This window comes from Chryseobacterium culicis (assembly GCF_002979755.1).
Classification (GTDB): Bacteria; Bacteroidota; Bacteroidia; order Flavobacteriales; family Weeksellaceae; genus Chryseobacterium; species Chryseobacterium culicis_A.
Genome location: NZ_PCPP01000001.1, coordinates 956397 through 979656, shown reverse-complemented (window position 1 = coordinate 979656; position 23260 = coordinate 956397). Strand labels below are relative to the sequence as shown.

Genomic DNA, 23260 nt, shown 5'->3' with positions numbered 1-23260 from the left:
AAAGTTGAATAGAATGGTGTCAATGATGAAATGTATTTTGAGTATTTAAAAATTCACATTGACCATTCACAAATAAAAAAACTAATGTCAAATACAGATATACTTTCAAACTGGGAAAATCTAGTCAAAAAACAGCTTAAAACAGAGGATATTTACCCCGTTTTAGAAAAACAGAATCTGGAAGGAGTAGAGGTGAAGCCTTTTTATACGGAGGTTCAGAAGCCTTTGGTAAACCTGCCCAGAGTGGAAGAAAGTACCCATTTGGTAGCAAGATACCATGAAAGTTTAGAAGATGAAGTATTTGCATTTATTCTGGATCAGAATGTAGAAAACCTTGATCAGAAAACTCTTTTTGTTAATAATAAAGATCTTGCAGGACACATCAGTCCTAAAGAAGAAGATCAGTATTTTTCATTGATTGATGTTTTTAATGAAAAAGAAGGAAATATTGATGATCAGCTGGTTAAAGAATTACTGTCAAAAGACTTTAAAAGAAACATCTGTGTTGATATTTCTCTGCATCAGAATGCCGGAGCTGCTATCTATCAGCAGCTTGGTATTGCCCTGGCAAAAGCTAAGGAATTAGTGGAAGCTTACGGAGCTGAAATTTTAAATAAACTGATCTTCAGAATAGCAGTAGGAGGAAGCTATTTCTTTGAAATGGCTAAACTGAGAGCTTTTAAAATCATTTTTAATCAATTTTCAAAAGAGTACGGACTGGATGAAGTTCCTTATATCTTCGCGGAGACTTCGCTGCGAAATAAAGCCATTTCTGATAATGAAAACAACCTGATCCGCTCTACACTGGAGCTTGCTTCTGCAATGATCGGTGGGGCAGACGCTGTTTTCTCCAATAATTATCTTGTAGCCAGAAGTACGGATAACTCGGAGGAAATCTCTTTCAAGCAACAGATTGTTTTAGCTTACGAAAGTATTATCAATGTATTTGAAGATGCTTCTAATGGAAGTTATTATGTTGAAGATATTACCCAGCAGTTTGCTGAAAAAGCATGGGCTTTATTTGTTGAAATAGAAGAAGCAGGAGGCTATCTTGAGCTATTGAAACAGGGAGTTGTTCAGAAAAAGATTTATGATCACGCCATTGAAGAACAGCAATGGATTGAAGAAGGGAAAATAAAGCTTATCGGAGTGAATCTGTACCCTAAATTAGACGTTAAAAAGTCTATCGGAGATCTTTACAACGAAAAAGAAATAAAAGCCGTTCGCTGGGCTGAAATGTTTGAATAAACTGTATTGTTCCCGCAGATTTCTCAGATGACACAGATTTTTACAGGTGAACTGTAGAAACTAAATTATACACAAATGAATGAAAATGAGATAAGTTTTTATATCAGGAAATCTATTTTTTCTGTATATAATGAGTTGGGACCAGGTTTATTGGAAAAAGTTTATGAGAAAGTCTTGGCACTTGAATTAAAAAATAACGGTTTATGCGTTAAAACCCAAGTTCCAATACCCATAACATTTAAAGGAGTTTCTATTGACTCAAGCTTTATTGCGGATATCATTGTTGAAGACAAAGTGATCATCGAAATAAAATCAATTCCTGAAATAATTAATGTTCATCACAAGCAACTGTTAACTTATTTAAAATTAACCAAACTGAAATTAGGAATACTGGTTAATTTCAATACTGATTATATTGATAAAAGTATTATTCGAAAAATAAACGGAAACATTTAATAAGCATCATAATCTGTGCAATTTGTGAAATCTGTGGGAAATAAACTATCAAATAAAGAAATTCAAAACTACATCAATGCAAATCTGAATACAGATTTACATACATTACTGTTGAAAAAATCTCCATTTCCAGAGGTTTCCATGCATGAAATTGTACAGCAGATCAAAGGAAAACAAGTCGCAGAAAGAAAATTTCCATTTCTTTTAAAAGAAGGCATCCTTTTTCCGCCACAGCTTAATCTGGAGCAGTCGTCATCTGAAAAAACAGCCCTTTACAAATCCGGAATTTTAAAAGGAAATACATTCATTGACCTGACAAGCGGTTTTGGTATTGATGCCTATTATCTATCTCAAAACTTTAACGATGTTACATTAATAGAGCAAAATACAGAGCTTCTGGAGATTGTTACCCATAATTGGAATACTTTGGGTCGCCAGGCAAGATTCATTAACAAAAAACTTGAAGATTTTCTGGAGGAAAATCAGGAACATTTTGATGTTATCTATCTGGATCCGGCAAGAAGAGACCAGCAAAAAAATAAAGTATTTCTGTTAGAAGATTTGTCTCCGGACGTTCTTGAGATTCAGACGAAATTAAGGTCTATTTCCGATCAGGTAGTGATTAAGCTATCTCCGCTTATTGATCTTAAATATCTGGTTTCAGTATTAGATGGGATTTCAAGGATTGATATTATTGCTCTGAAAAATGATGTTAAAGAAGTCGTAGTATTTCTTTCCAACGAAAATACAGAGAAGATTATTTGTCACTGTGTGAATCTTGAGCACAGTGAATCTGTCTTTAGCTTTACTTTTGGGGAAGAAGAAACTGCCCAATCTGAATATTCTGAGCCTGAAAAATATATTTATATTCCCAATCATTCCATTTTGAAGGCTGGGGTTTTTAATTTGATTTCACAGAAATTCGGGGTAAAAAAGCTGCATCCCAACAGTCATCTTTACACTTCTAATGAAAGAATCGGGAACTTTCCCGGGAGAATTATTGAAATGGAACTTGTTGATTCTAAAAGCATTAAAAAGAAAGATCAGTTTAATATTATTTCAAAAAATTACCCTCTAAAACCTGAAGAAATCAAAAAGAAATATGGTTTAAAAGACGGAGGCGACCAGTATCTTATTTTTACCCAATCCAAAAAAGGGAAAATAATATTAAAATCAGTATAAAAATGTTGCCGAAAAAAGCAGGATTTCTTACTTTTGGGCAATCAAAAATTTAAGCATGAAATCGCTTACTGTTTGGATGATCGGAATAGACTAAAAATAGGGCGGCTTCATATTACCTTTTAAAAAAAATAATTTTACATATGAAAAAATTAGTTATATGTTTAGCGATTGCAACGGTTGCGGTAAGCTGTAAGAAAGTTCCGCAAGGAGGAAACAAAGGTACTTTGAAACTTGAAGAAGGAGTAGAAAGATATTCTGATGATTCTCAGGGAGAAGCTCACGGACATGAAGCTGCTGCTACAGAGCACAAGGAAGAAGCTCACGCAAAACCAGAAGCTGCTGCTCCAAAAACAGACAGTACTGCGGCGGCAAAACCTGCTGAAGCTGAAAAGGCTCCAAAAGCTGAACACTAATTAGAAGTACAAAATATATAAGTGCCCTGTTTCTGCAGGGCATTTTTTATTAAAACAGATCGCTATAGGGCTCATTAGCATAACATTGGGAAAATCCTTTCTTTTTGTTTGCCCCTGCCAGGCATTTTTTTTAATTTTAACAAAATAAATTTTTACAATGCAAGAGACATTAAATTACATTAACGAAAACAAACAGCGTTTCGTGGATGAATTATTTGAGTTATTGAGAATTCCTTCTATTTCTGCAGATCCCGCGTATAAAGAAGACGTTTTGAAATGTGCAGATGTAGTGGCAGCACACCTTAAAAATGCAGGCGCTGATAATGTTGAAGTTTGCCAGACCAAAGGATATCCAATTGTTTTCGGGGAGAAAATTTTAGATAAAAGCTTACCTACAGTATTGGTATATGGACACTATGATGTTCAGCCGGCAGATCCGTTGGAATTATGGACAAAGCCACCTTTTGAGCCTTATATTGAGAAAACGGAACTTCATCCTGAAGGAGCAATCTTCGCAAGAGGGTCTGCTGATGATAAAGGACAGTTTTTCATGCACCTGAAGGCTTTTGAAGCCATGATGAAAACCAATGCTCTTCCTTGCAATGTTAAATTTATCTTAGAAGGAGAAGAAGAAGTAGGATCTGTAAGCTTAGGAGACTGGGTAAATGAAAATAAAGAGAAATTAGCTTGTGACTGTATCTTAATTTCTGATACTCATATCTACAGCAACGAACAACCTACTGTTACAACAGGATTAAGAGGTTTAAGTTATGTAGAAGTAGAGGTGGAGGGTCCAAACAGAGATCTGCACTCAGGGCTTTATGGGGGAGCTGTGCCGAACCCTATTCACGTTCTTTCAAGAATGATCGCAAATCTGATTGACGAAAACGGTCATATTACCATTGACGGATTCTATGATAATGTAGAAACCGTTTCTGATGCAGACAGAGCAGACATGAACAAATTGAAAGACAATCCTGAAGAATTCAAAAAATCAATCGGATTAAGCAATATCGAAGGTGAAAAAGGATATACAACTTTAGAGAGAACCTCTATTCGTCCTACATTAGACTGCAACGGAATCTGGGGTGGTTATACAGGAGAAGGGGCTAAAACGGTAATTCCTTCAAAGGCGTTTGCTAAAATTTCAATGCGTTTGGTTCCTTACCAGACTCCTCAGGAGATCACAGAAAAATTCACGAAATATTTTGAAAAGATCGCTCCGGATACAGTAAAAATTAAAGTTACCCCTCACCACGGAGGTATGCCTTATGTTTTACCAACAGATACAAAAGAATTTGCTGCAGCAAAACAGGCAATGGAATCAGCATTTGGAAAAGAAGTTCTTCCATACAGAGGAGGAGGAAGTATTCCTATTACAGCTATGTTTGAGCAGGTTTTAGGAGCTAAGTCAGTATTGATGGGCTTCGGGTTGGATTCTGATGCAATCCACTCTCCAAACGAGCATTACGGATTGTTCAATTTCTATAAAGGAATTGAGAGTATCCCTATGTTTTTTGAAAATTATTCAAAATAATTCAACGAAAATAATAGACAATAAGGTATTTCTGCAAAAGAGATACCTTATTTTTTTGTTTTATATCGTACCATTGTCCTTTTTCAGAAGGATTTTTTAATGATTTTAAAATTAAATTCACTGAAAATAAAAGTGTTATTTTTTATTTGCAATAAATTATTTCACCATTCATGGAAAGTTTATATTTTTAATACAAAACTTGATTTACCATGAAAAAATACTACTCAATTGCATTTTTACTATTATCAATGTGTGTTTTTGCCCAGCAAGCCATCTCTTTTGAATCCGCCGAAGGATTCAGTGTTGGAGATATCAATGGACAAGCGGGGTGGATCAGTACTCCTACAGGTGGATTTCCTGAAAATGTAACCCATCAGATGATCAGTACAGATAAAGCCAGTGATGGAAGCAGTTCCCTGAAAATTGTAAAAGAAAATACTTACGGAACCCAGACTGCCCCTGTTATCGGAGGATTTTATAACCTGTCAGCACCACTGGCCAACACTAATTTCTCTGTATCATTCGACATCAATATATCACAGCTCAACGGCTCTGATTTTGGTTTTCAGGGAATAAACAGTATTGATGATCAGTTTGTTGTGAGACTGGATTTTGAAAAAACCGGATTAGTGAAGATTCTTAACTTAGCCTCTGGTATACAGGAACTTATTTCTACACCTTCCGCCTGGCTGCCCAATACCTGGTATCGGTTAAAAGTAGTAGGTAGCGCCACAGATATCAGATATTACCTCAATAATGTGCTGATTTATACAGGAACAGCAGCAAGTTCTCTGAATATAAATCAGCTTCGTTTCGTACATAATAATTCATTGGGATCAGCTTACATCGATAATATTAAAATTAATAGCGAGCTATGGGTAATGAGTGTTAAAGATTCCAAAGCAGCTTCTAGAGAAATATCGCTTTATCCTAATCCTGCTACTGATTTCCTTACTGTTAATTCTAATACCAAAGTAAAAAGTATACAGCTCTATGATGAGACAGGAAAGCTCATAAGGACAGAGGTAAACAATAATAAAATAGAGGTAAAAGGTTTGTCTGCAGGAGTATATATGGTCAATATAAAAACGGAAGCAAGAAATTTTACTGAAAAAGTGATCATCAGATAAATTATTTTATTCATGGTAAAACTTGTGTTTTTTTTAGTCTGCTGTTGTAGGTAAGGATGAATTTTTGGAAATACTGCTTTTCTATAGATTTAATATCTTTATTTGATTTGGTTAAAATATATTATGTTAATTTGTTAATATGTGTAAAATATTCATTCATTTTGCTTTTTAGGTTTAAAACGTATATATTTGCTCAAAACTAAAAAATATCATGAAGAAACTTTACATTTTCGCAATTTCGTTGATTTCCCTATCGTCTTTTGCTCAGCAGACCATTTCTTTTGAAGCCAGCGAAGGATTTACAGCAGGAAATATTAATAGCCAGCAGGGCTGGGTTACTACTAATGATGGGGGAGTACCGCCGGTATATTTGACAAGCCAGGTGGTATCAGCTGAATTTGCAACCCAAGGTTCAAATAGTTTTAAAATAACACCAGATGCGGATTTTGGTCCACAGCAAAGTCCTGTAATGGGTGGTTTTTATACTTTTGCTGCACCATTAACCTATAATAGCTTTACAAAGTCATTTGATGTAAGACTTACACAAAAAAGTACATCAAGCTCAGATTTCGTTTTTAGAACTGTAAGTACTACAGGAGCTGGAGGGATTGTTACGTATATCGATTTTTCTTACACCGGGAAAATTTTAATTGCAAACGCTGGTTCTGCTAATTTAGTAGATACTAACCAAACCTGGAATGCTAACACATGGTACAGAGTGAAAATAGTTTCTACGGCTACAGGAATACAGTATTTCGTAAATGATGCTCTTATCTATACAGGACAGCCTTACAGCAATAACAATATCAACAGGATGGATTTTGTACACGATAATTATGGAGGTTCTGCCTATATCGATAATATCAAAATCAATAATGAAGCGGCATTATCTACAAAAGATGCGGTAAAGAATGATGTGAAGCTATCTATTTATCCAAACCCGGCTACCGAAGTGATAAAAATCACAACGCCTAACAAAATCAAACATATTGAAGTGTATGATATGTCAGGAAAAAGAGTAGATGCAACCCTGAACGGAGATCAGGTAAATGTAAGAAACCTATCTTCCGGAGCTTATTTACTGAATGTGGAAACAGAAGGAAGAAACTTTACAGAGAAGTTTATTAAAAAATAAATCCTGATAAATCTTAGGATCAGCAAAACGCTCCAATTGGAGCGTTTTTGTTATTTTAGAGCATTAAAATTTCAATCATATGTCAAATCATAAAACCGCTTATATAACAGGAGGAACCAAAGGGATAGGTTTCGGAATTGCGAAAATTTTACTAGAGAATGGGATTTCTGTAGCATTTTCTGGAAGAAAGAGAGACGATGTCATAAAGGCAGAAGCAGAGCTTAAACAATATTCAGAAAACGTATTGGGAATTGTTTCCGATGTAAGAAACCTGGAAAGCGAACAAGAAGCGATAAAATATACCGTTGAAAAGTTCGGAAGATTAGATTATATCATTGCGAATGCAGGATTAGGGATTTTTAAGCCTGTAGATGAACTTACGGCAGAAGAATGGAATGATATGATAGAAACAAATCTGACAGGTGTTTTTTATACCTTAAAAGCCTCCGTAGAAGAACTGAAAAAGACGGAAGGTTATTATATTACAATTTCCAGCCTGGCAGGAGCTAATTTCTTTGAAAACGGAACAGGCTACAACGCTTCCAAATTTGGAGTGGTAGGTTTCACACAGGCTGCCATGATTGATTTAAGAAAATACAATATCAAGTCTACAGTGATTATGCCTGGATCGGTGGCCACTCATTTTAATGGAAATCTTCCATCCGAAAAAGACAGCTGGAAGATTCAGCCTGAAGATATGGGGAATCTTATATTGGATATTTTAAAGATGAATCCAAGAGTTTTACCAAGTAAAATAGAGTTTAGGGCAACGAAACCAGCTAAGTAACTACATCTAATGTATTGAATAATAATTTAATAAGTATTATGCATGCATAATATATTTTTTATTTATATTAGCAAAAATTAATTCAAACAAAATCTCTGCATAAACTGTCATGATTTTATGCATTAAAAGGGAAAAAATAAAATAGTACACATGAAAATATTAGTTTGTATTAGTAGTGTTCCGGATACTACTTCCAAAATTAACTTTACAGCAGATAAATCTGCTTTCGACAAGAACGGAATTCAGTGGGTAATCAACCCTCTAGACGAATTTGCGTTGACAAAAGCGGTTAAACTTCAGGAATCTCAGGGAGCAACAGTTACAGTAATCAACGTAGGTGATGCTGCTACAGAACCTGTAATCAGAAAAGCTTTAGCTATTGGTGCTAACGATGCAGTAAGAGTAAATCTTGATCCGAAAGACAGCTATGCTACAGCAAAAGAAATTGCAGCAGTAGCTCAAAACGGAGGATATGATCTTATCCTTTGTGGAAAAGAATCTATTGATTATAACGGAGGTTCAGTTCCGGGAATGGTGGCTCAGTTATTGAACCAGCCTTTCGTAAACGCTTCAGTAGGATTAGACGTGAGCGGAAGCGAAGCTACTGCAGTAAGAGAAATTGAAGGAGGTAAAGAAACTATTTCTGTAAAATTACCGGCAGTTATTGCAGGTCAGAAAGGATTAGTAGATGAAAAAGACCTTATCATCCCGAATATGAGAGGAATTATGTCTGCAAGAACAAAACCTCTTCAGGTAGTAGAGCCTTCTTCTTCAGAAGTAAAAGTTCAGGGAGTATCTTATGACAGCGTTCCTCCAAGAGCTGCTGTGAAAATGGTTTCTCCTGACAACCTGGATGAATTGGTAAGATTACTTCACGAAGAAGCTAAAGTAATCTAATCTTTAAATTTTTCAATCTTTTAATTTTTAAATTTAAAACAATGGCAGTATTCGTATACGCAGAAAATATAAACGGAGTTTACAAAAAAGCAGCTTTCGAAGCAGTTTCTTATGCTAAAGCTATCGCTGATAAAGCGGGAGATACCGTTACGGCAATCTCTGTAAACCCAACAGATTCTTCAGATTTATTATACAAATATGGAGCATCAAACGTTATCAATATCAAAGACGAAGGTCTTAAAAACTTCTCTGCAAAAGCATTTGCTCAGGCTGTAAATGAAGTAGCAGACGGAAATACTATTGTTTTCCCTCACACTACTGATGCTTCTTCAATTGCTCCTATGCTTGCTGTGATGAAGAACTACTCTTTAATTACAAACGCATTGGAAGCTCCTGAAAGCCTTTCTCCTTTCCAGGTAAAAAGAAGAGCATTCTCAGGAAAAGGTTTCATGCATGCAAAAGCTGAAGGAAACGGAGTAATTGTTACGGTTTCTCAAAACGCTTTTGGTGTTAAAGAAAATGCAGTATCAGGTTCAGAAGAAGTGAAAAATTTATCGGTTGCGAATGAAGATACTAAAGTGATTTCTCACGAGCAAAGTTCAGGTAAATTAGACCTTAAAGAAGCTGAAGTTGTTGTTTCTGCTGGTAGAGGGATGAAAGGTCCTGAAAACTGGGGAATGATTGAAGATTTAGCAAACGTTTTAGGAGCTGCTACAGCATGTTCTAAACCGGTTTCTGACATCGGATGGAGACCTCACACAGAGCACGTAGGACAAACGGGTAAAGCAATTGCACCCAACCTTTACATTGCTGTAGGGATTTCAGGAGCAATTCAGCACCTTGCTGGAGTAAACTCTTCAAAAACGATTGTTGTTATCAACAGTGATCCTGAAGCACCATTCTTCAAGTCTGCTGATTACGGAGTAGTAGGAGATGCTTTCCAGATTATTCCTGCATTAACAGAGAAAATTAAAGCAATAAAAGGATAAGAAAGTGAATTGTGAATAGTCAATTCGCTTTACTCGTCAATTTTTAAGTAAATAATTCACTTGCGAAGCAAAATTCACTATTAACGTTTGACAATCATCAACAATACAGATAAAAGCTCGGCTTTCCGGGCTTTTATTTTTGCGTAAAAAAGTGAAAACACAATAAAAAATTAATCTATATTTGTAGCTATGGATTATAAACAGCTAATTATTCGCGGAATATCGTACAGCCAGACTCAATCAGGGGCGTACGCATTGTTACTGGAGCATGAAGAAACACATATAAAATTACCTGTTGTTATAGGAAATTTCGAAGCCCAGTCTATCTCTCTTGGGCTGGAAAAAGATATTCATCCACCGCGTCCTCTTACTCATGATTTATTTACTAAATTTATAGTTTCTGCCAATTATGAGCTGATTTCTGTCATTATCTATCAGATTGTAGACGGAGTTTTCTTTTCAAATATCAACTTTAAAAATAAAGTAACGGAAGAAGAACTGATCCTTGATGCCAGAACTTCCGATGCTGTTGCAATGGCCGTACGATTTGACGCGCCTATATTTACAACACAACAGGTTTTGAATGAAGCCGGGATTTTATTGGAACTGGAAGATGTTGCCAAAGAAGATCAATCTTTCTCAGAAACTGTACAGACAGAAGATAACTTGAAATCTCTTTCTATGGAAGAGCTTCAGAAATTATTAGATGAAGCCGTTAAAGAAGAAGACTATGATACCGCCCTTGAAATCCAGGAAGAAATCAAGAGGAGGAAAAAGAAAATTGATTAAAGAGATACTTTTTATATAAACTATGAATTTAAAATTACGACTGACCATCCTCAGTTTTCTCCAGTTTTTTGTTTGGGGTGCATGGCTGATTACGATGGCAAACTTCTGGTTTGGCACAAAACATTGGGAAGGAACTCAGTTTGGAGCTGTGTTCGGAACAATGGGAATTGCTTCTATCTTTATGCCAACCATTACTGGAATTATTGCTGACCGCTGGGTAAATGCGGAACGTATATTTTCAGTATTACACATTCTTTATGGGGTTATTCTTTTCATATTACCTCATTCTGCAGATCCAAATTCCTTCTTTTCGGTAATGCTTGTGGCCATGTGTTTCTACATGCCTACTATTGCACTTGCTAATTCAATTTCTTATACAATCCTGAAAAATAATAATCTGGATGTGGTGAAAGACTTTCCACCGATTCGTGTATGGGGAACTATTGGTTTTATTGTTGCCATGTGGATCACAAATCTTAGTGGGAACAAAGAAACAGAAGGACAGTTTTATATCGGAGGTGTTGTAGCAATTTTCTTAGGAATTTATGCCCTTACACTTCCAAAATGTCCACCACAAAAACTAATAGACAAGAATTCACCATTATCTGAACAATTAGGCTTGAATGCATTCAAACTGTTCGGAAACTATAAAATGGCATTATTCTTTCTATTCTCAATGCTTTTGGGAGCTGCACTTCAGCTTACCAATGCATACGGAGATGTTTTCTTAAGTGAATTTGCTCATTTTCCTAAATACGCAGACTCATTTGTAGTAAAGAGATCTACCATCATTATGTCAATTTCTCAGGTTTCAGAAACCCTGTTTATTTTGGCAATTCCTTTCTTCCTGAAGAAATTTGGAATTAAAAAAGTAATGTTGATATCAATGCTGGCTTGGGTTTTAAGATTTGGGTTCTTTGCGTATGGTGTGCCGGACGGATTCGGACTTTCGTTAATCATTCTTTCATGTATCGTGTATGGAATGGCTTTCGATTTCTTTAATATCTCAGGGTCACTTTTCGTGGAAACGACTACCGACAAGAAAATACGTTCTTCGGCTCAGGGATTATTCATGATGATGACTAACGGGTTTGGAGCGGTTTTCGGAAGTTATGCCGCAGGATGGGCTATTGATAAGTTCTTTACCCATAAGTTTACAACGGTTTCAGATCTGTCTGCTTATCTGCAAACAACACCTGATAATCCTACTTTCCTGAAGATTTTAAAGAAGAGTTTTAATGCTGCTGTTAATTCAGATGGAACTCTTTCCTCTATAGTGATGGTAAAAGACTGGCAGCAGATATGGCTTTCTTTTGCAATCTATGCATTAATACTGGCGATTTTCTTTGCCGTTTTGTTTAAACATAAACACAACCCGGAAGATGTTTCATCAGTTAAACATTAATTAAAACTAACATTCTTAAGATATTAAATTGCATTTTTGAAAAAAGATGCAATTTTTTATTTTTCAGATATCCTTTTATAAAATAAAGGTTGACTGAAGAAAAATTTGGACTTCAGATCGGTATAGAAATAGTAAATACTCATTTTTAATTTGATAATAAATTCCTTTTTTCTTTGTGTAATAATTAAAAATATCGAATCTTTTTTATAACTAACAAGTGTTCGGGTGCGGAATTTCTATTTTTAAAACACACTATTTAAAAGTGTGTTTTTTTTTGTATTTTGGCACTTTAGTAAATATGAAAAATATTCAGTTATTAGGATTACTGTTAGTCATTGTAGGCAGCTTTTTACCCTTGGTACATGTGCCTGTCATCGGGAACTGGAACTATTGGAAGCTTGATCATTATCTGGCTATTGCCTGCTGGATTTTTTCCGCATGTGCCGTTTTTGGAATTGTGAATAACAGTGTCAGAATCGTTAGGTTTTTTGGTATCCTGCTTATTCTTTTATTCGGATTTACCTTAGTTGCTGTGAAAATGCAGTCGCTGCAATATTTTAGCTTTTTACCATTCAAATCATGGCAGGAAACTTTTGCAGGAATCGTCAAATTGAAATGGGGCTGGGCTGTAGAATTTTTAGGCGCTTTTCTAATGGTAATTGCAGGAGGAAACAAAAAAGTAAACAATAGAACACAGATATAAAAATGAACTCCTTAAAAATATTTTCAGTAGGAATTTTGTTGATGGCAGCCACGCAGGTTCATGCCCAGGCAACAGAACAGAAAAAACCGGATAATCCGCCGAAATGTGCTAATATAAAAGAAGGGAAGTTCGTAAGGCCCAATTACCCGGAAGAAATATGGTACATGACCATTAAAGATAATGTTCAGACTGAATATTTTAATAATGGAAAAGATTATATCAAATCCACATTGGTTTTTATTGATGATTGTAATTATAAAGCAATCGTCATGGAGAAATCCGATAAAAATGCTCCCGCACAAATAGGGGATGTCTTCAACAATAAAATAGTAGCTACTCAGGATAATCTTCTGAAAGTAAATACTAAAATTGAGGGAACCCAATTTGATATGGTATACGTAAAAGTGAAATAAATTCTAACTATAAAAAAGGAACATTTGTTCCGTTTTAGCTTAAAATAAAAATTATATACATGAAAGAAGTATTCATTGTTTCCGCAGTAAGAACACCAATGGGAAGTTTTATGGGAAGCTTATCAACAGTTCCAGCTACAAAATTGGGAGCAACTGCTGTAAAAGGTGCATTAGATAAAATCGGTATGGATCCTAATAATGTTCAGGAAATCTATATGGGAAATGTTCTTCAGGCAGGAGAAGGCCAGGCGCCGGCTCGTCAGGTTGCTTTAGGAGCAGGTCTTTCAATCAATACACCATCTACTACCGTAAATAAAGTTTGTGCTTCAGGAATGAAGGCTGTAACAATGGCGGCTCAGGCAATCAAAGCTGGTGATGCAGAAGTAATTGTGGCAGGAGGTATGGAGAATATGTCTTTAGTTCCTCATTATTACAATGCAAGAGTAGCTACAAAATTAGGTGACATCAAAATGCTTGACGGTATGGTGCTTGACGGTCTTACAGACGTATACAACAAAGTACATATGGGAGTATGCGCAGAAAAATGTGCCGTAGATTATAACATCACAAGAGAAGATCAGGATAACTTCGCTGTAGAATCTTACAAAAGATCAGCAAAAGCTTGGAGCGAAGGTAAATTCAGTGAAGAAATTGTACCGGTTTCTATTCCTCAGAGAAAAGGAGAGCCTGTAATCTTTGCTGAAGATGAAGAATACAAAGCAGTAAACTTTGACAGAATTTCAACACTTCCTACCGTTTTCAAAAAAGAAGAAGGTACAGTAACAGCAGCAAACGCTTCTACACTGAACGATGGTGCTTCTGCATTGATCCTTGTTTCTAAAGAAAAAATGGAAGAATTGGGATTAAAACCTCTTGCTAAAATTGTTTCTTATGCTGATGCAGCTCATGAGCCTGAAAACTTTACAACAGCTCCGGCAAAAGCTTTACCTATCGCTCTTAAAAAAGCAGGATTAGAGATTTCTGATATCGATTTCTTCGAATTCAACGAAGCTTTCTCAGTAGTAGGATTGGCAAACAATAAAATCTTAGGATTAGATGCTGCTAAAGTAAACGTAAACGGAGGTGCTGTAGCATTAGGACACCCACTGGGAAGTTCTGGTTCAAGAATCATTGTTACATTAATTAACGTATTGAAGCAAAATAATGCAAAATATGGGGCTGCTGCTATCTGTAACGGTGGTGGTGGAGCTTCTGCAATTGTAATTGAAAACTTATAATTGACATATACAGCCATATTTTATGGTTTCAGATATAAAAATCGGGGTTCAAGAACCCCGATTTTTTGGTTATAAAATAGAACGTTGCTGTCTTCCAACGATGCCTTCAGGTTGATGATATAAAATTTCCGGTCATATATCTCTTATAGCAGAGAAGCTTTTCCTGATCATGAATGTTGTCCAAAAAGAGAGTCTATTGAAAAAAAATAATACAGAATCTGGTTATTGGAGGTTTTTGTTCAGTGTAATTAGACGGAATAAGAGGAAAACTTTGCTGAATTATTTCAATGGCTTACAATTATTATTTTCAAAATAAAATTAAAAACCGCCGAATATTCCGTAGTTTTTCTATTTTTGTGCTACTAATATATATTTGAAATGTCTGAAACTGAGAATCGACAGCCTAAAAACATAAAGAATAATCCTAAGATTATGAAAGCCTGGGCTGTATATGACTGGGCAAACTCCGTTTATTCCCTGGTTATTACCTCTACCATTTTTCCCATTTATTACTCCATCCTAACCACTGCTTACGAGAAAAAAGAATATGTGGCGGAAACAAAAACATGGATAGATGTTCCGGTAAGACATATGATCAAAATTTTCGGAGAAGAATATCAGCCGGATGCTGTATATGGATATTCACTTACCATATCATTCTTTATTGTAGTATTACTGTCACCGTTTTTATCTTCTTTGGCTGATACCATCGGAAACAAAAAATCTTTCCTGCAGTTCTTCTGCTATCTCGGTGCAACATCATGTATGGGATTAGCAATGTTTACAGGGATGCATAACGTATTTCTGGGGCTATTATTCAGTATTACGGCCAGCGTAGGTTTTTGGGGAAGTCTGGTATTTTATAATTCTTTCCTTCCTGATATTGCCACACCGGACAGGCAGGATGCGCTCTCTGCAAGAGGATATGTGTACGGATATATTGGTTCCGTAGTTTTAGTGGTAATCTGTTTGGTTTTAATTCAGGTTTTTGCCAAAGGAGCAGCCCAGCAGCTATTGTTTACAAGAATCAGTTTCCTGTTAACGGGAGCATGGTGGTTTGGGTTCTCTCAATACACATTCAAACACCTTCCTCAATTTGGGGATGTGAAAGATAAACTTCCTAAAGACTTAGTATTGCTTAATTATAAGAATATTTTCAAAAAACATGAAGAGCAGGGAGGTTTCTTTGAGGTGTTTAAAGATAATCTGAGCTTCTATAAAGATATTGCAAAAGAAAGTTTTCATGAACTGTTTAAAGTAGGAGGAGAGCTTTTCAAAGATAAAAATCTGAAATTCTTCCTGTCAAGTTTCTTCTTTTACAGTGTAGGAATGCAGACAATTTTCCTTATGGCAACTTTATTCGGAAAGAGTGAGATCAATCTTGCTCAGGATAAACTGATAGGAACCCTTCTGGTGATTCAGATCGAAGCGATCATCGGAGCAGTTATTTTCTCGAGACTATCCAAGAGAATTGGTAACAAAAATGTGATTTCAATTGCCATCATCCTTTGGATTGTAGCATGTCTTTGGGCTTATTTCCTGAACAAAGAAAATCCTACAGTAGAATACCAGTTTTATGGAGTAGCTGCCGTAGTTGGTTTGGTAATGGGAGGTCTTCAGGCAATGTCAAGATCTACCTACTCAAAACTTCTTCCGGAAAATTCCATGGAAAATACAACGTACTTCAGTTTCTATGATGTATTGGAGAAAATTGCCATTATCATCGGAACATTCATCTTTGCAACATTAATTGAACATTTCAATAATATGCGTATCGCGGCCTTATCAATGACCATATTTTTTGCAGCAGGATTAGTTTTAATACGATTCCTGAAGGTCAAAATGAGAACCGATAGAGAAACTTTATAAAAATTAAAAGACGTTATTTTTAACGTCTTTTTTTATTTTAATGAATTAAAAACATTCATTTAGTGATTTGGTTAAATTTATTTATGTAGTTTCCATAAATAATAGAATATAATAAGGATTTTTCACTATGTTTTGATTTTTTTTGTTTATTTGTAAAAATGATAAATTATCAAAATCATGAAAAAGTTTCTATTAGTTTGTTTTTTACAATGTTGTGTTATGGGTTTTTCTCAAAAATTAAAACCGGTTGCGCAAAAAGTTTCGGAATATCATAATGGGAAATCGGAGCTTAAAAGCTATGATTTATTTGAGATAGATAAAAATGCAGATAAATTAGCCGAATATAAAAGGGCTGCAACAGATATCACGGTGATGTCTCTGAAGTCTTCAGAACTGAAAAGATTAATCACCGAAAAACCTGAGTTTCTTGAAATATCTTTTCCCTTTGACGGAGGCAGGCAGATCACCGTTGAAATGTACAGACATCAGATCTTGACCAACGATTTTAAAGTAGTTACAGAGAAAGGAAAAGCAGTAGACTACACACCGGGAGTTTATTATCAGGGTATTGTAAAAGGTGATAATGCATCTATTGCTGCTTTTAGCTTTTTTAATAATGATATTGTAGGAGTTGCTTCTACCCCCGAATTAGGAAATATAGTACTGGGAAAAGCTAAAAATTCTGAAGATTTTGTAAACTATTCAGATGCTAAATTAACAGGTGCCAATCCATTTGCCTGTGGGGTAGACGGATTGAAAGAAAACCAGACCCAGAGACCTGTTTTTAATCCTAATAATACCACCAGTAAAAAAACGGATAACTGCGTAAGAATATACTATGAAGTAGGGTTTGGGCCTTATACCCAAAACGGAAGCAATACTACAACTACCACCAATTGGGTGACTGCTATGCATAATAACGTTACCACTTTATATGCCAATGAAAATGTGAATGTAGCATTAAGTGAAGTTTTTGTCTGGACAACTACTGATCCTTATTCAGGTTCACCAAGTGCAATTCTGAACCAGTTTAGAACTACCAGAACTACTTTTAATGGGGATGTGGCACAGTTATTAAGAAATCCGGCTACAACAAGTATCGCATATGTTAATTCATTATGTACCAGTTATAAATATTCTTATTGTGGAATGAATTTAAATTATCAAAATGTACCTACCTATTCCTGGAATATAGAAGTTATGACCCATGAACTTGGACATAATTTAGGGTCACCACATACACACTCTTGTTTCTGGAATGGTAATAATACAGCTATTGACGGATGCGGCCCTGCTTCAGGAAATAACGAAGGATGTACAGCGGCCCTTCCTCCGGCAGGTGGTGGTACGATTATGAGCTACTGCCATTTGGTAAGCAGTGTAGGGATTAATTTTGCGAATGGTTTTGGTGTACAGCCAGGAACATTGATTAAAAATACAGTAGATTCAAAAGGGTGTCTGGGTACCAACTGTACAGCATCTTGTGCTACATCCATCACCAACTTTAAAGTTAACAACATTACACAGACTTCAGCAAATGCTAATTTTACAGATGCATCCTCAACTTCATGGAAGTATAAATTAACTACTGCTAATGGAGCAGCAGTATCATCAGGAAATACAACTACGCCATCTGTTAACTTTACCAACCTTCAGCCAGCCACTTATTATAGATTAAGTGTAGGAACAGATTGTAGTGGACCCAATGCATTCCAGCTATCACAAATCTTTTTAACTGATGGAGCCTGGTGTGACGGAATTCAGTTTTTAGACACAGGAGGTTCAACAGGTCAATATGGAGATAATGAAGAAATTGTAAAAACATTTTCTCCTACTCCTGGTTCCGCTATGACAATGACATTTACAGCATTCGATCTTGAACAGGGGTATGACTTTATGTATGTGTACAATGGTCCTTCTACAGCTTCCCCATTATTCGCCAACGGAAATAATCTGAGTGGAAATACAGTGCCAGGTCCGTTTACATCAACAGATCCTTCAGGGGCAATAACAGTAAAATTTGTTTCCGATGGAGCCGCTACAGAGAATGGATGGAATGTGAATTTCTCTTGCAATGTTTTAGCAGTAGAAGACATCAATATAAAAAATAACTCAATAGATCTATATCCGAATCCTGCCAAAAATATGATAATGCTCTCTTCAAAAGAAAGACTAAAAGGGTATAAAATCTATGACGAAGCCGGAAGACTGGTGATTTCTAATTCTTCTTTAAAAGGAAATAAACAGGAAATAAATCTTTCCTCAATTCAGACAGGAAACTACGTAATTACCATAGAAACAGAAAAGCAGACCATCAGCAAGAAGCTGATCAAACAGTAATTAATAATAAAAAAATAATACATATTTATTTAAACCATAGCAGACTTTCTGTTATGGTTTTTTTTATATTTTATGATTGTTTTGTAAAAACTTAAAGTATTTGTGTTACTTTTATTAAAAATTAATAATGCGAAAACTCTTACTATTTGGCCCATTGATATGGGGCATCTTTTGTTTTGGGCAACATCTAAAACCTGTAGCCCAAAAAATCCATGAATATGAAAAGCTAAACTACCGTGCTCCTAAGTATGACTTATTTGATGTGAAAAGCACGGATAATATCTCTGATTTAAGAAAAACGGCAACTGATGCTACTGTTTTAAGCCTGGATATACCCAAACTCATGAGATTACTTGCTGAAAGCCCTGAATTTCTTGAAGTATCCTTTCCTTTTGATGGCAATAAAGAAATCACTGTTCAGCTTTTTAAAAAGCAAATTTTCACTGATGATTTTAAAGTAAAAACGAAAAAAGATGAAGAGGTATCCTATAATCCCGGGATTTACTATCGCGGAATTGTTAAAGGAGATGATCAGTCTATAGTAGCATTTAGTTTTTTTGATAATGATGTGGTAGGGATTATTTCAACACCAGCTTTGGGAAATATTATACTTGGAAAAATAAAGAATTCGAGTGATTTTATAAGTTATTCAGAATCTAAGCTGACGGTAAAAAATAGTTTCATTTGTAGTGTAGATGAATTGAAAGAAAATAAAACTCAATTACCACCACCTGATCCAGGACAGCTTACCCATAAAACAATGACAGAAAATTGTGTAAGGGTATTTTATGAAGTAGGTTATAAACCCTATCAGGGGAATGGTTATAATGTAGCTGCTACTGTTAACTGGATGACCGCTATCCATAACAGTGTTGAAACAATATATTTTAATGATGATATTAAGATAGCTTTAAGTGAAATGTATGTATGGACTACACCAGATCCTTATACAGGTAACTATAATCCGGACTTAGGGGTATTTAGCAATAGCAGGCCTATATTTAATGGTGATATTGCTCACTTAGTGATCTCGCCTACTGGTACCGGTTATTCCAATATTAACTCACTCTGTACAGATGTGAGATACTGTTACTCACCCGTTACGGTAACCTACCAGCAATTTCCGATGTATTCCTGGACGGTCAATGTTACGGCCCATGAATTGGGACATAATCTAGGCTCTCAGCATACCCATGCCTGTGCGTGGAATGGTAATAATACTGCTATTGATGGATGTGGTGCCCAAAGTGGAAATCAGGGAAATGCATGCAGCGGGCCAATTCCTGGTAGTGGCGGAGGGACTATAATGAGTTATTGTCACTTAATTTCCGGAGTTGGAATCAATTTCAGTAACGGATTTGGGCCACAACCCGCTGAATTCATTAGAAAAACCATTAATTTAAAAGCTTGTCTGGGTACTAACTGTATTTCTTCCTGTGAAGTAACGGTAATGGATCTCAGTATTGACAATGTTACACAAAACTCAGCAAGTGTCTTTATTATAGATGGAGCTTCACAAGCATGGAAGTATACACTCTCCAAAATAAATGGAACAATTGTGCAGTCAGGAACAATCAATACCAACAGCTTTAGTTTAAATAATCTGGATCCAAATACTTACTATAACTTATTCATTGGAAGTGAATGTTCAGGTTCTTTAGCTTATCAAAAATACCGAACATTTTTAACAGATGGAGATTGGTGCTCAGGAGCACGGTTTACAGATTCCGGAGGTCTTTCCGGAGGATATAGTAACAATGAGAAGTTAACCAAAACTTTTTATCCACTTTCCAATTCCAAACTGACATTATATTTCAGTGAATTTAATTTAGAGAATTTTAAAGACTTTATGTACGTATATAATGGACCTACAGCCGGATCTCCTTTATTTCCGAATGGGAATAATCTTACGGGTACGTTGCCTCCCGGGCCTTTTGTATCTACAGATCCTACCGGAGCTATTACTGTTGAGTTTTTCTCCAATGAATATGGCACGGGGAACGGGTGGAATGCTGGATTTTTATGCAAGTTTTTAGGGGTTGAAGATATTGAAACAAATAACAATACCGTTTCAATTTATCCGAATCCGGCAAAAACAATGATCATTATTTCATCCAAAGAAAATTTAAAATCCTATAAAATATTTGATGAAGCGGGGAGATTGGTGACATCAGCTTCTTCTCTGAAAGGAAGTAAAACAGAGATCAATCTATCTTCCATACAAACAGGAAATTATGTCATTAGCATTGAAACAGAGAAGCAGACAATCAACAAAAAGCTGATCAAACAATAATTAATAATAAAAAAAGAATGCATATTTAAACCATAGCAGATATTTTGTTATGGTTTTTTTATGTTTCATGATTGTTTTAGTGAAAATTAAAGTATTTGTAGTATTTTTAATAAAAAAATTAATAATGCGAAAACTCCTTTTATTCAGCTCCTTTTTATGGGGTATCTTTTGTATTGCCCAAAATTTAAAACCTTTAGCTCGCAAAATCCATGAGTATGAAAAATTAAAGGTTCGTAGCCATACCTATGGCTTATTTGATCTGAAAAATACAGGTGATTTGTCTGATCTTAAGAGGATAGCAACCGATGCAGCTATTTTTAAACTTGATCAGGCTCAGCTTAAAAAACTGATGCTTGAGAGCCCTGAGTTTCTTGAAGTATCTTTTCCTTTTGATGGAAATAAAGAAATAACAGTTCAGTTATATAAAAAATCAATTTTTGCTGATGGTTTTAATGTAAAAACTAAAAAAGATGAACGGGTTTCTTACAAGCCGGGAATCTATTATCGGGGTATTGTGAAAGGGAATGATGAATCTCTTGCAGCTTTTAGTTTTTTTGACAATGATATTGTCGGAGTTATTTCAACTCCTGCTCTGGGGAATGTTGTTATTGGTAAGCTTAAAGACTCCGAAGATTTTGTAAGTTATTCAGAAAATAAACTAACAGTACAAAACAGTTTTGTTTGCGAGGCAGATGAAATAATGGGAAACAAAGGGCAAAAAAACTCTCTTCAGCCTGATCAGCTTACCCAAAAGACAATAACTGATAATTGCGTAAGGACTTATTATGAAGTAGGATATAAACCTTACGAAAATAATGGTTTTAATGTAACATCCACCGTTAATTGGATGACTGCTATGCATAATAATGTCGAAACATTATATTTTAATGATGATATCCGGATATCTTTAAGTGAAATTTATGTCTGGACAACCCCAGATCCTTATACAGGAGGACATGATGCGAATTTAGCAATGTTTAGCAATAACAGACCTCTGTTTAACGGAGATATTGCCAGTTTAATAGTTTCACCTTCAAGTACAGGCGTAGCCTATCTGAATTCACTTTGCTCAGATTTGAAATATTGCTTTTCTCCTGTTCGTTCATATTATGAACAGTTTCCATTGTTTTCCTGGAATATTTTTATAATTGCCCATGAAATGGGACATGGCTTAGGGTCTCCCCATACCCACGCCTGTGCATGGAATGGTAATAATACTGCTATTGATGGATGTGGAGCTCAGGCCGGATCTCAAGGCAGTACATGTCCCGGACCAATTCCGGGAAGCTCAGGAGGAACCATAATGAGCTATTGTCATTTAGTTGCCGGAACTGGAATCAATTTTAGTAATGGTTTTGGGGCACAACCTGCAGAACTTATAAGAAGTATCATTAATTCTAAATCTTGTCTTGGAACAAACTGTACTTCTTCATGTGAGATTACCGTACTGGATGTCAGTGTTTCTGATGTAACTCAAAACTCAGCAAATATTTTTATTATGGATGGAAGTCTGTCATCCTGGAGATACAGACTTTGTAAAATTGACGGCACAGTTGTACAATCAGGAACTACTAATTCTAATAGCTTTATAATAAACAATCTTGAACCGAACACGTATTACAATTTATTTGTAGGAAGCGAATGCTCAGGTCCATTGGCATTTCAGAAACACAGAACATTTTTAACAGATGGAAACTGGTGTTCTGGGGTACGGTTTACAGATTCCGGAGGTCTTTCCGGAGGGTATAGTAACAACGAAAAGTTAACCAAAACTTTTTACCCACTTTCCAATTCCAAACTGACATTGCATTTCAGTGAATTTAATTTAGAAAGTTTTAAAGACTATATGTATGTATATAATGGACCTACAGCCGGATCTCCATTGTTTCCGAATGGAAATAATCTTACGGGTTCTTTGGTTCCCGGGCCATTTGTATCTACAGATCCTACCGGAGCTATTACCGTTGAGTTTTTCTCCAATGAATCAGGTACAGCAAACGGATGGAATGCCGGATTTTTATGCAAGTTTTTAGGAGTTGAAGATATTGAAACAAATAACAATACCGTTTCAATTTACCCGAATCCGGCAAAAACAATGATCATCATTTCATCCAAAGAAAATTTAAAATCCTATAAAATGTTTGATGAAGCGGGAAGATTGGTAACATCAGCTTCTTCTCTGAAAGGAAGTAAAACAGAGATCAATCTATCTTCCATACAAACAGGGAATTATGTCATTAGCATTGAAACAGAGAAGCAGACAATCAACAAAAAATTGATCAAACAGTAATTTCTAAATAAATTTATTATAAAAGCCTGATATTCTCAGGCTTTTTTCTTACTTTTAATCGGTAAAAGAATGCTGTAAACTTAAATAACTCATATTTCGGTCTGAGTTTTGCTTATATTCAGCGGAATAATTTTTAACTTTGCAAA

General features: G+C 35.6%; 19 protein-coding genes. All 19 read left to right on the top strand.

Annotation, left to right across the window (positions count from 1 at the left end):
- Positions 1-84 precede the first annotated feature (84 nt).
- The 19 genes from CQ022_RS04580 (at position 85) to CQ022_RS04490 (ending at position 23114) form a co-directional block, all read left to right on the top strand.
- On the top strand, positions 85-1248 hold the full coding sequence (locus CQ022_RS04580) for a methylmalonyl-CoA mutase family protein (protein ID WP_105682142.1): 1164 nt from the start codon (positions 85-87) through the stop codon (positions 1246-1248).
- Between the two features lie 75 nt (positions 1249-1323).
- A complete protein-coding gene (locus CQ022_RS04575; protein WP_105682143.1) occupies positions 1324-1704 on the top strand; it encodes a GxxExxY protein in 381 nt (126 codons plus the stop codon).
- Positions 1705-1737: 33 nt separating this feature from the next.
- On the top strand, positions 1738-2886 hold the full coding sequence (locus CQ022_RS04570; RefSeq protein ID WP_228421610.1) for a class I SAM-dependent methyltransferase: 1149 nt from the start codon (positions 1738-1740) through the stop codon (positions 2884-2886).
- A 140-nt stretch (positions 2887-3026) separates the two neighbouring features.
- Positions 3027-3299, top strand: coding sequence for a hypothetical protein (locus CQ022_RS04565; RefSeq protein WP_105682145.1), 273 nt, complete (start codon positions 3027-3029; stop codon positions 3297-3299).
- 157 nt (positions 3300-3456) lie between these two features.
- Positions 3457-4836 (top strand): dipeptidase, encoded by a 1380-nt coding sequence (locus tag CQ022_RS04560; RefSeq protein ID WP_105682146.1) that lies wholly within the window; start codon positions 3457-3459, stop codon positions 4834-4836.
- 209 nt (positions 4837-5045) lie between these two features.
- Positions 5046-5966 carry a T9SS type A sorting domain-containing protein gene (locus CQ022_RS04555; protein ID WP_105682147.1) on the top strand — a complete coding sequence of 307 codons (921 nt, stop codon included), beginning with the start codon at positions 5046-5048 and terminating at the stop codon, positions 5964-5966.
- Positions 5967-6177: 211 nt separating this feature from the next.
- On the top strand, positions 6178-7101 hold the full coding sequence (locus CQ022_RS04550; RefSeq protein ID WP_105682148.1) for a T9SS type A sorting domain-containing protein: 924 nt from the start codon (positions 6178-6180) through the stop codon (positions 7099-7101).
- A gap of 79 nt (positions 7102-7180) precedes the next feature.
- The gene (locus CQ022_RS04545) at positions 7181-7888 is read left to right on the top strand and encodes an SDR family oxidoreductase (RefSeq protein ID WP_105682149.1); all 708 of its coding nucleotides are present in this window, start codon (positions 7181-7183) and stop codon (positions 7886-7888) included.
- Between the two features lie 150 nt (positions 7889-8038).
- Positions 8039-8785 carry an electron transfer flavoprotein subunit beta/FixA family protein gene (locus CQ022_RS04540; RefSeq protein WP_105682150.1) on the top strand — a complete coding sequence of 249 codons (747 nt, stop codon included), beginning with the start codon at positions 8039-8041 and terminating at the stop codon, positions 8783-8785.
- Positions 8786-8826: 41 nt separating this feature from the next.
- The gene (locus CQ022_RS04535) at positions 8827-9774 is read left to right on the top strand and encodes an electron transfer flavoprotein subunit alpha/FixB family protein (protein WP_105682151.1); all 948 of its coding nucleotides are present in this window, start codon (positions 8827-8829) and stop codon (positions 9772-9774) included.
- A gap of 189 nt (positions 9775-9963) precedes the next feature.
- Positions 9964-10563 (top strand): bifunctional nuclease family protein, encoded by a 600-nt coding sequence (locus tag CQ022_RS04530; protein ID WP_105682152.1) that lies wholly within the window; start codon positions 9964-9966, stop codon positions 10561-10563.
- Between the two features lie 22 nt (positions 10564-10585).
- Positions 10586-11968, top strand: a complete 1383-nt coding sequence (locus tag CQ022_RS04525) for a nucleoside permease (RefSeq protein WP_105682153.1) — start codon at positions 10586-10588, stop codon at positions 11966-11968.
- Positions 11969-12266: 298 nt separating this feature from the next.
- Positions 12267-12671: a hypothetical protein gene (locus tag CQ022_RS04520; protein ID WP_105682154.1), complete on the top strand. Its 405-nt coding sequence runs from the start codon at positions 12267-12269 to the stop codon at positions 12669-12671.
- Between the two features lie 2 nt (positions 12672-12673).
- Positions 12674-13084: a hypothetical protein gene (locus tag CQ022_RS04515; protein ID WP_123864380.1), complete on the top strand. Its 411-nt coding sequence runs from the start codon at positions 12674-12676 to the stop codon at positions 13082-13084.
- Between the two features lie 59 nt (positions 13085-13143).
- Positions 13144-14322: an acetyl-CoA C-acyltransferase gene (locus tag CQ022_RS04510; RefSeq protein WP_105682156.1), complete on the top strand. Its 1179-nt coding sequence runs from the start codon at positions 13144-13146 to the stop codon at positions 14320-14322.
- A 378-nt stretch (positions 14323-14700) separates the two neighbouring features.
- A complete protein-coding gene (locus tag CQ022_RS04505) occupies positions 14701-16191 on the top strand; it encodes an MFS transporter (protein ID WP_105682157.1) in 1491 nt (496 codons plus the stop codon).
- Positions 16192-16368: 177 nt separating this feature from the next.
- A complete protein-coding gene (locus CQ022_RS04500; RefSeq protein ID WP_228421613.1) occupies positions 16369-18531 on the top strand; it encodes a M12 family metallo-peptidase in 2163 nt (720 codons plus the stop codon).
- A gap of 127 nt (positions 18532-18658) precedes the next feature.
- The gene (locus CQ022_RS04495) at positions 18659-20824 is read left to right on the top strand and encodes a M12 family metallo-peptidase (protein WP_105682159.1); all 2166 of its coding nucleotides are present in this window, start codon (positions 18659-18661) and stop codon (positions 20822-20824) included.
- A 124-nt stretch (positions 20825-20948) separates the two neighbouring features.
- The gene (locus tag CQ022_RS04490; protein ID WP_105682761.1) at positions 20949-23114 is read left to right on the top strand and encodes a M12 family metallo-peptidase; all 2166 of its coding nucleotides are present in this window, start codon (positions 20949-20951) and stop codon (positions 23112-23114) included.
- Positions 23115-23260: the final 146 nt, after the last annotated feature.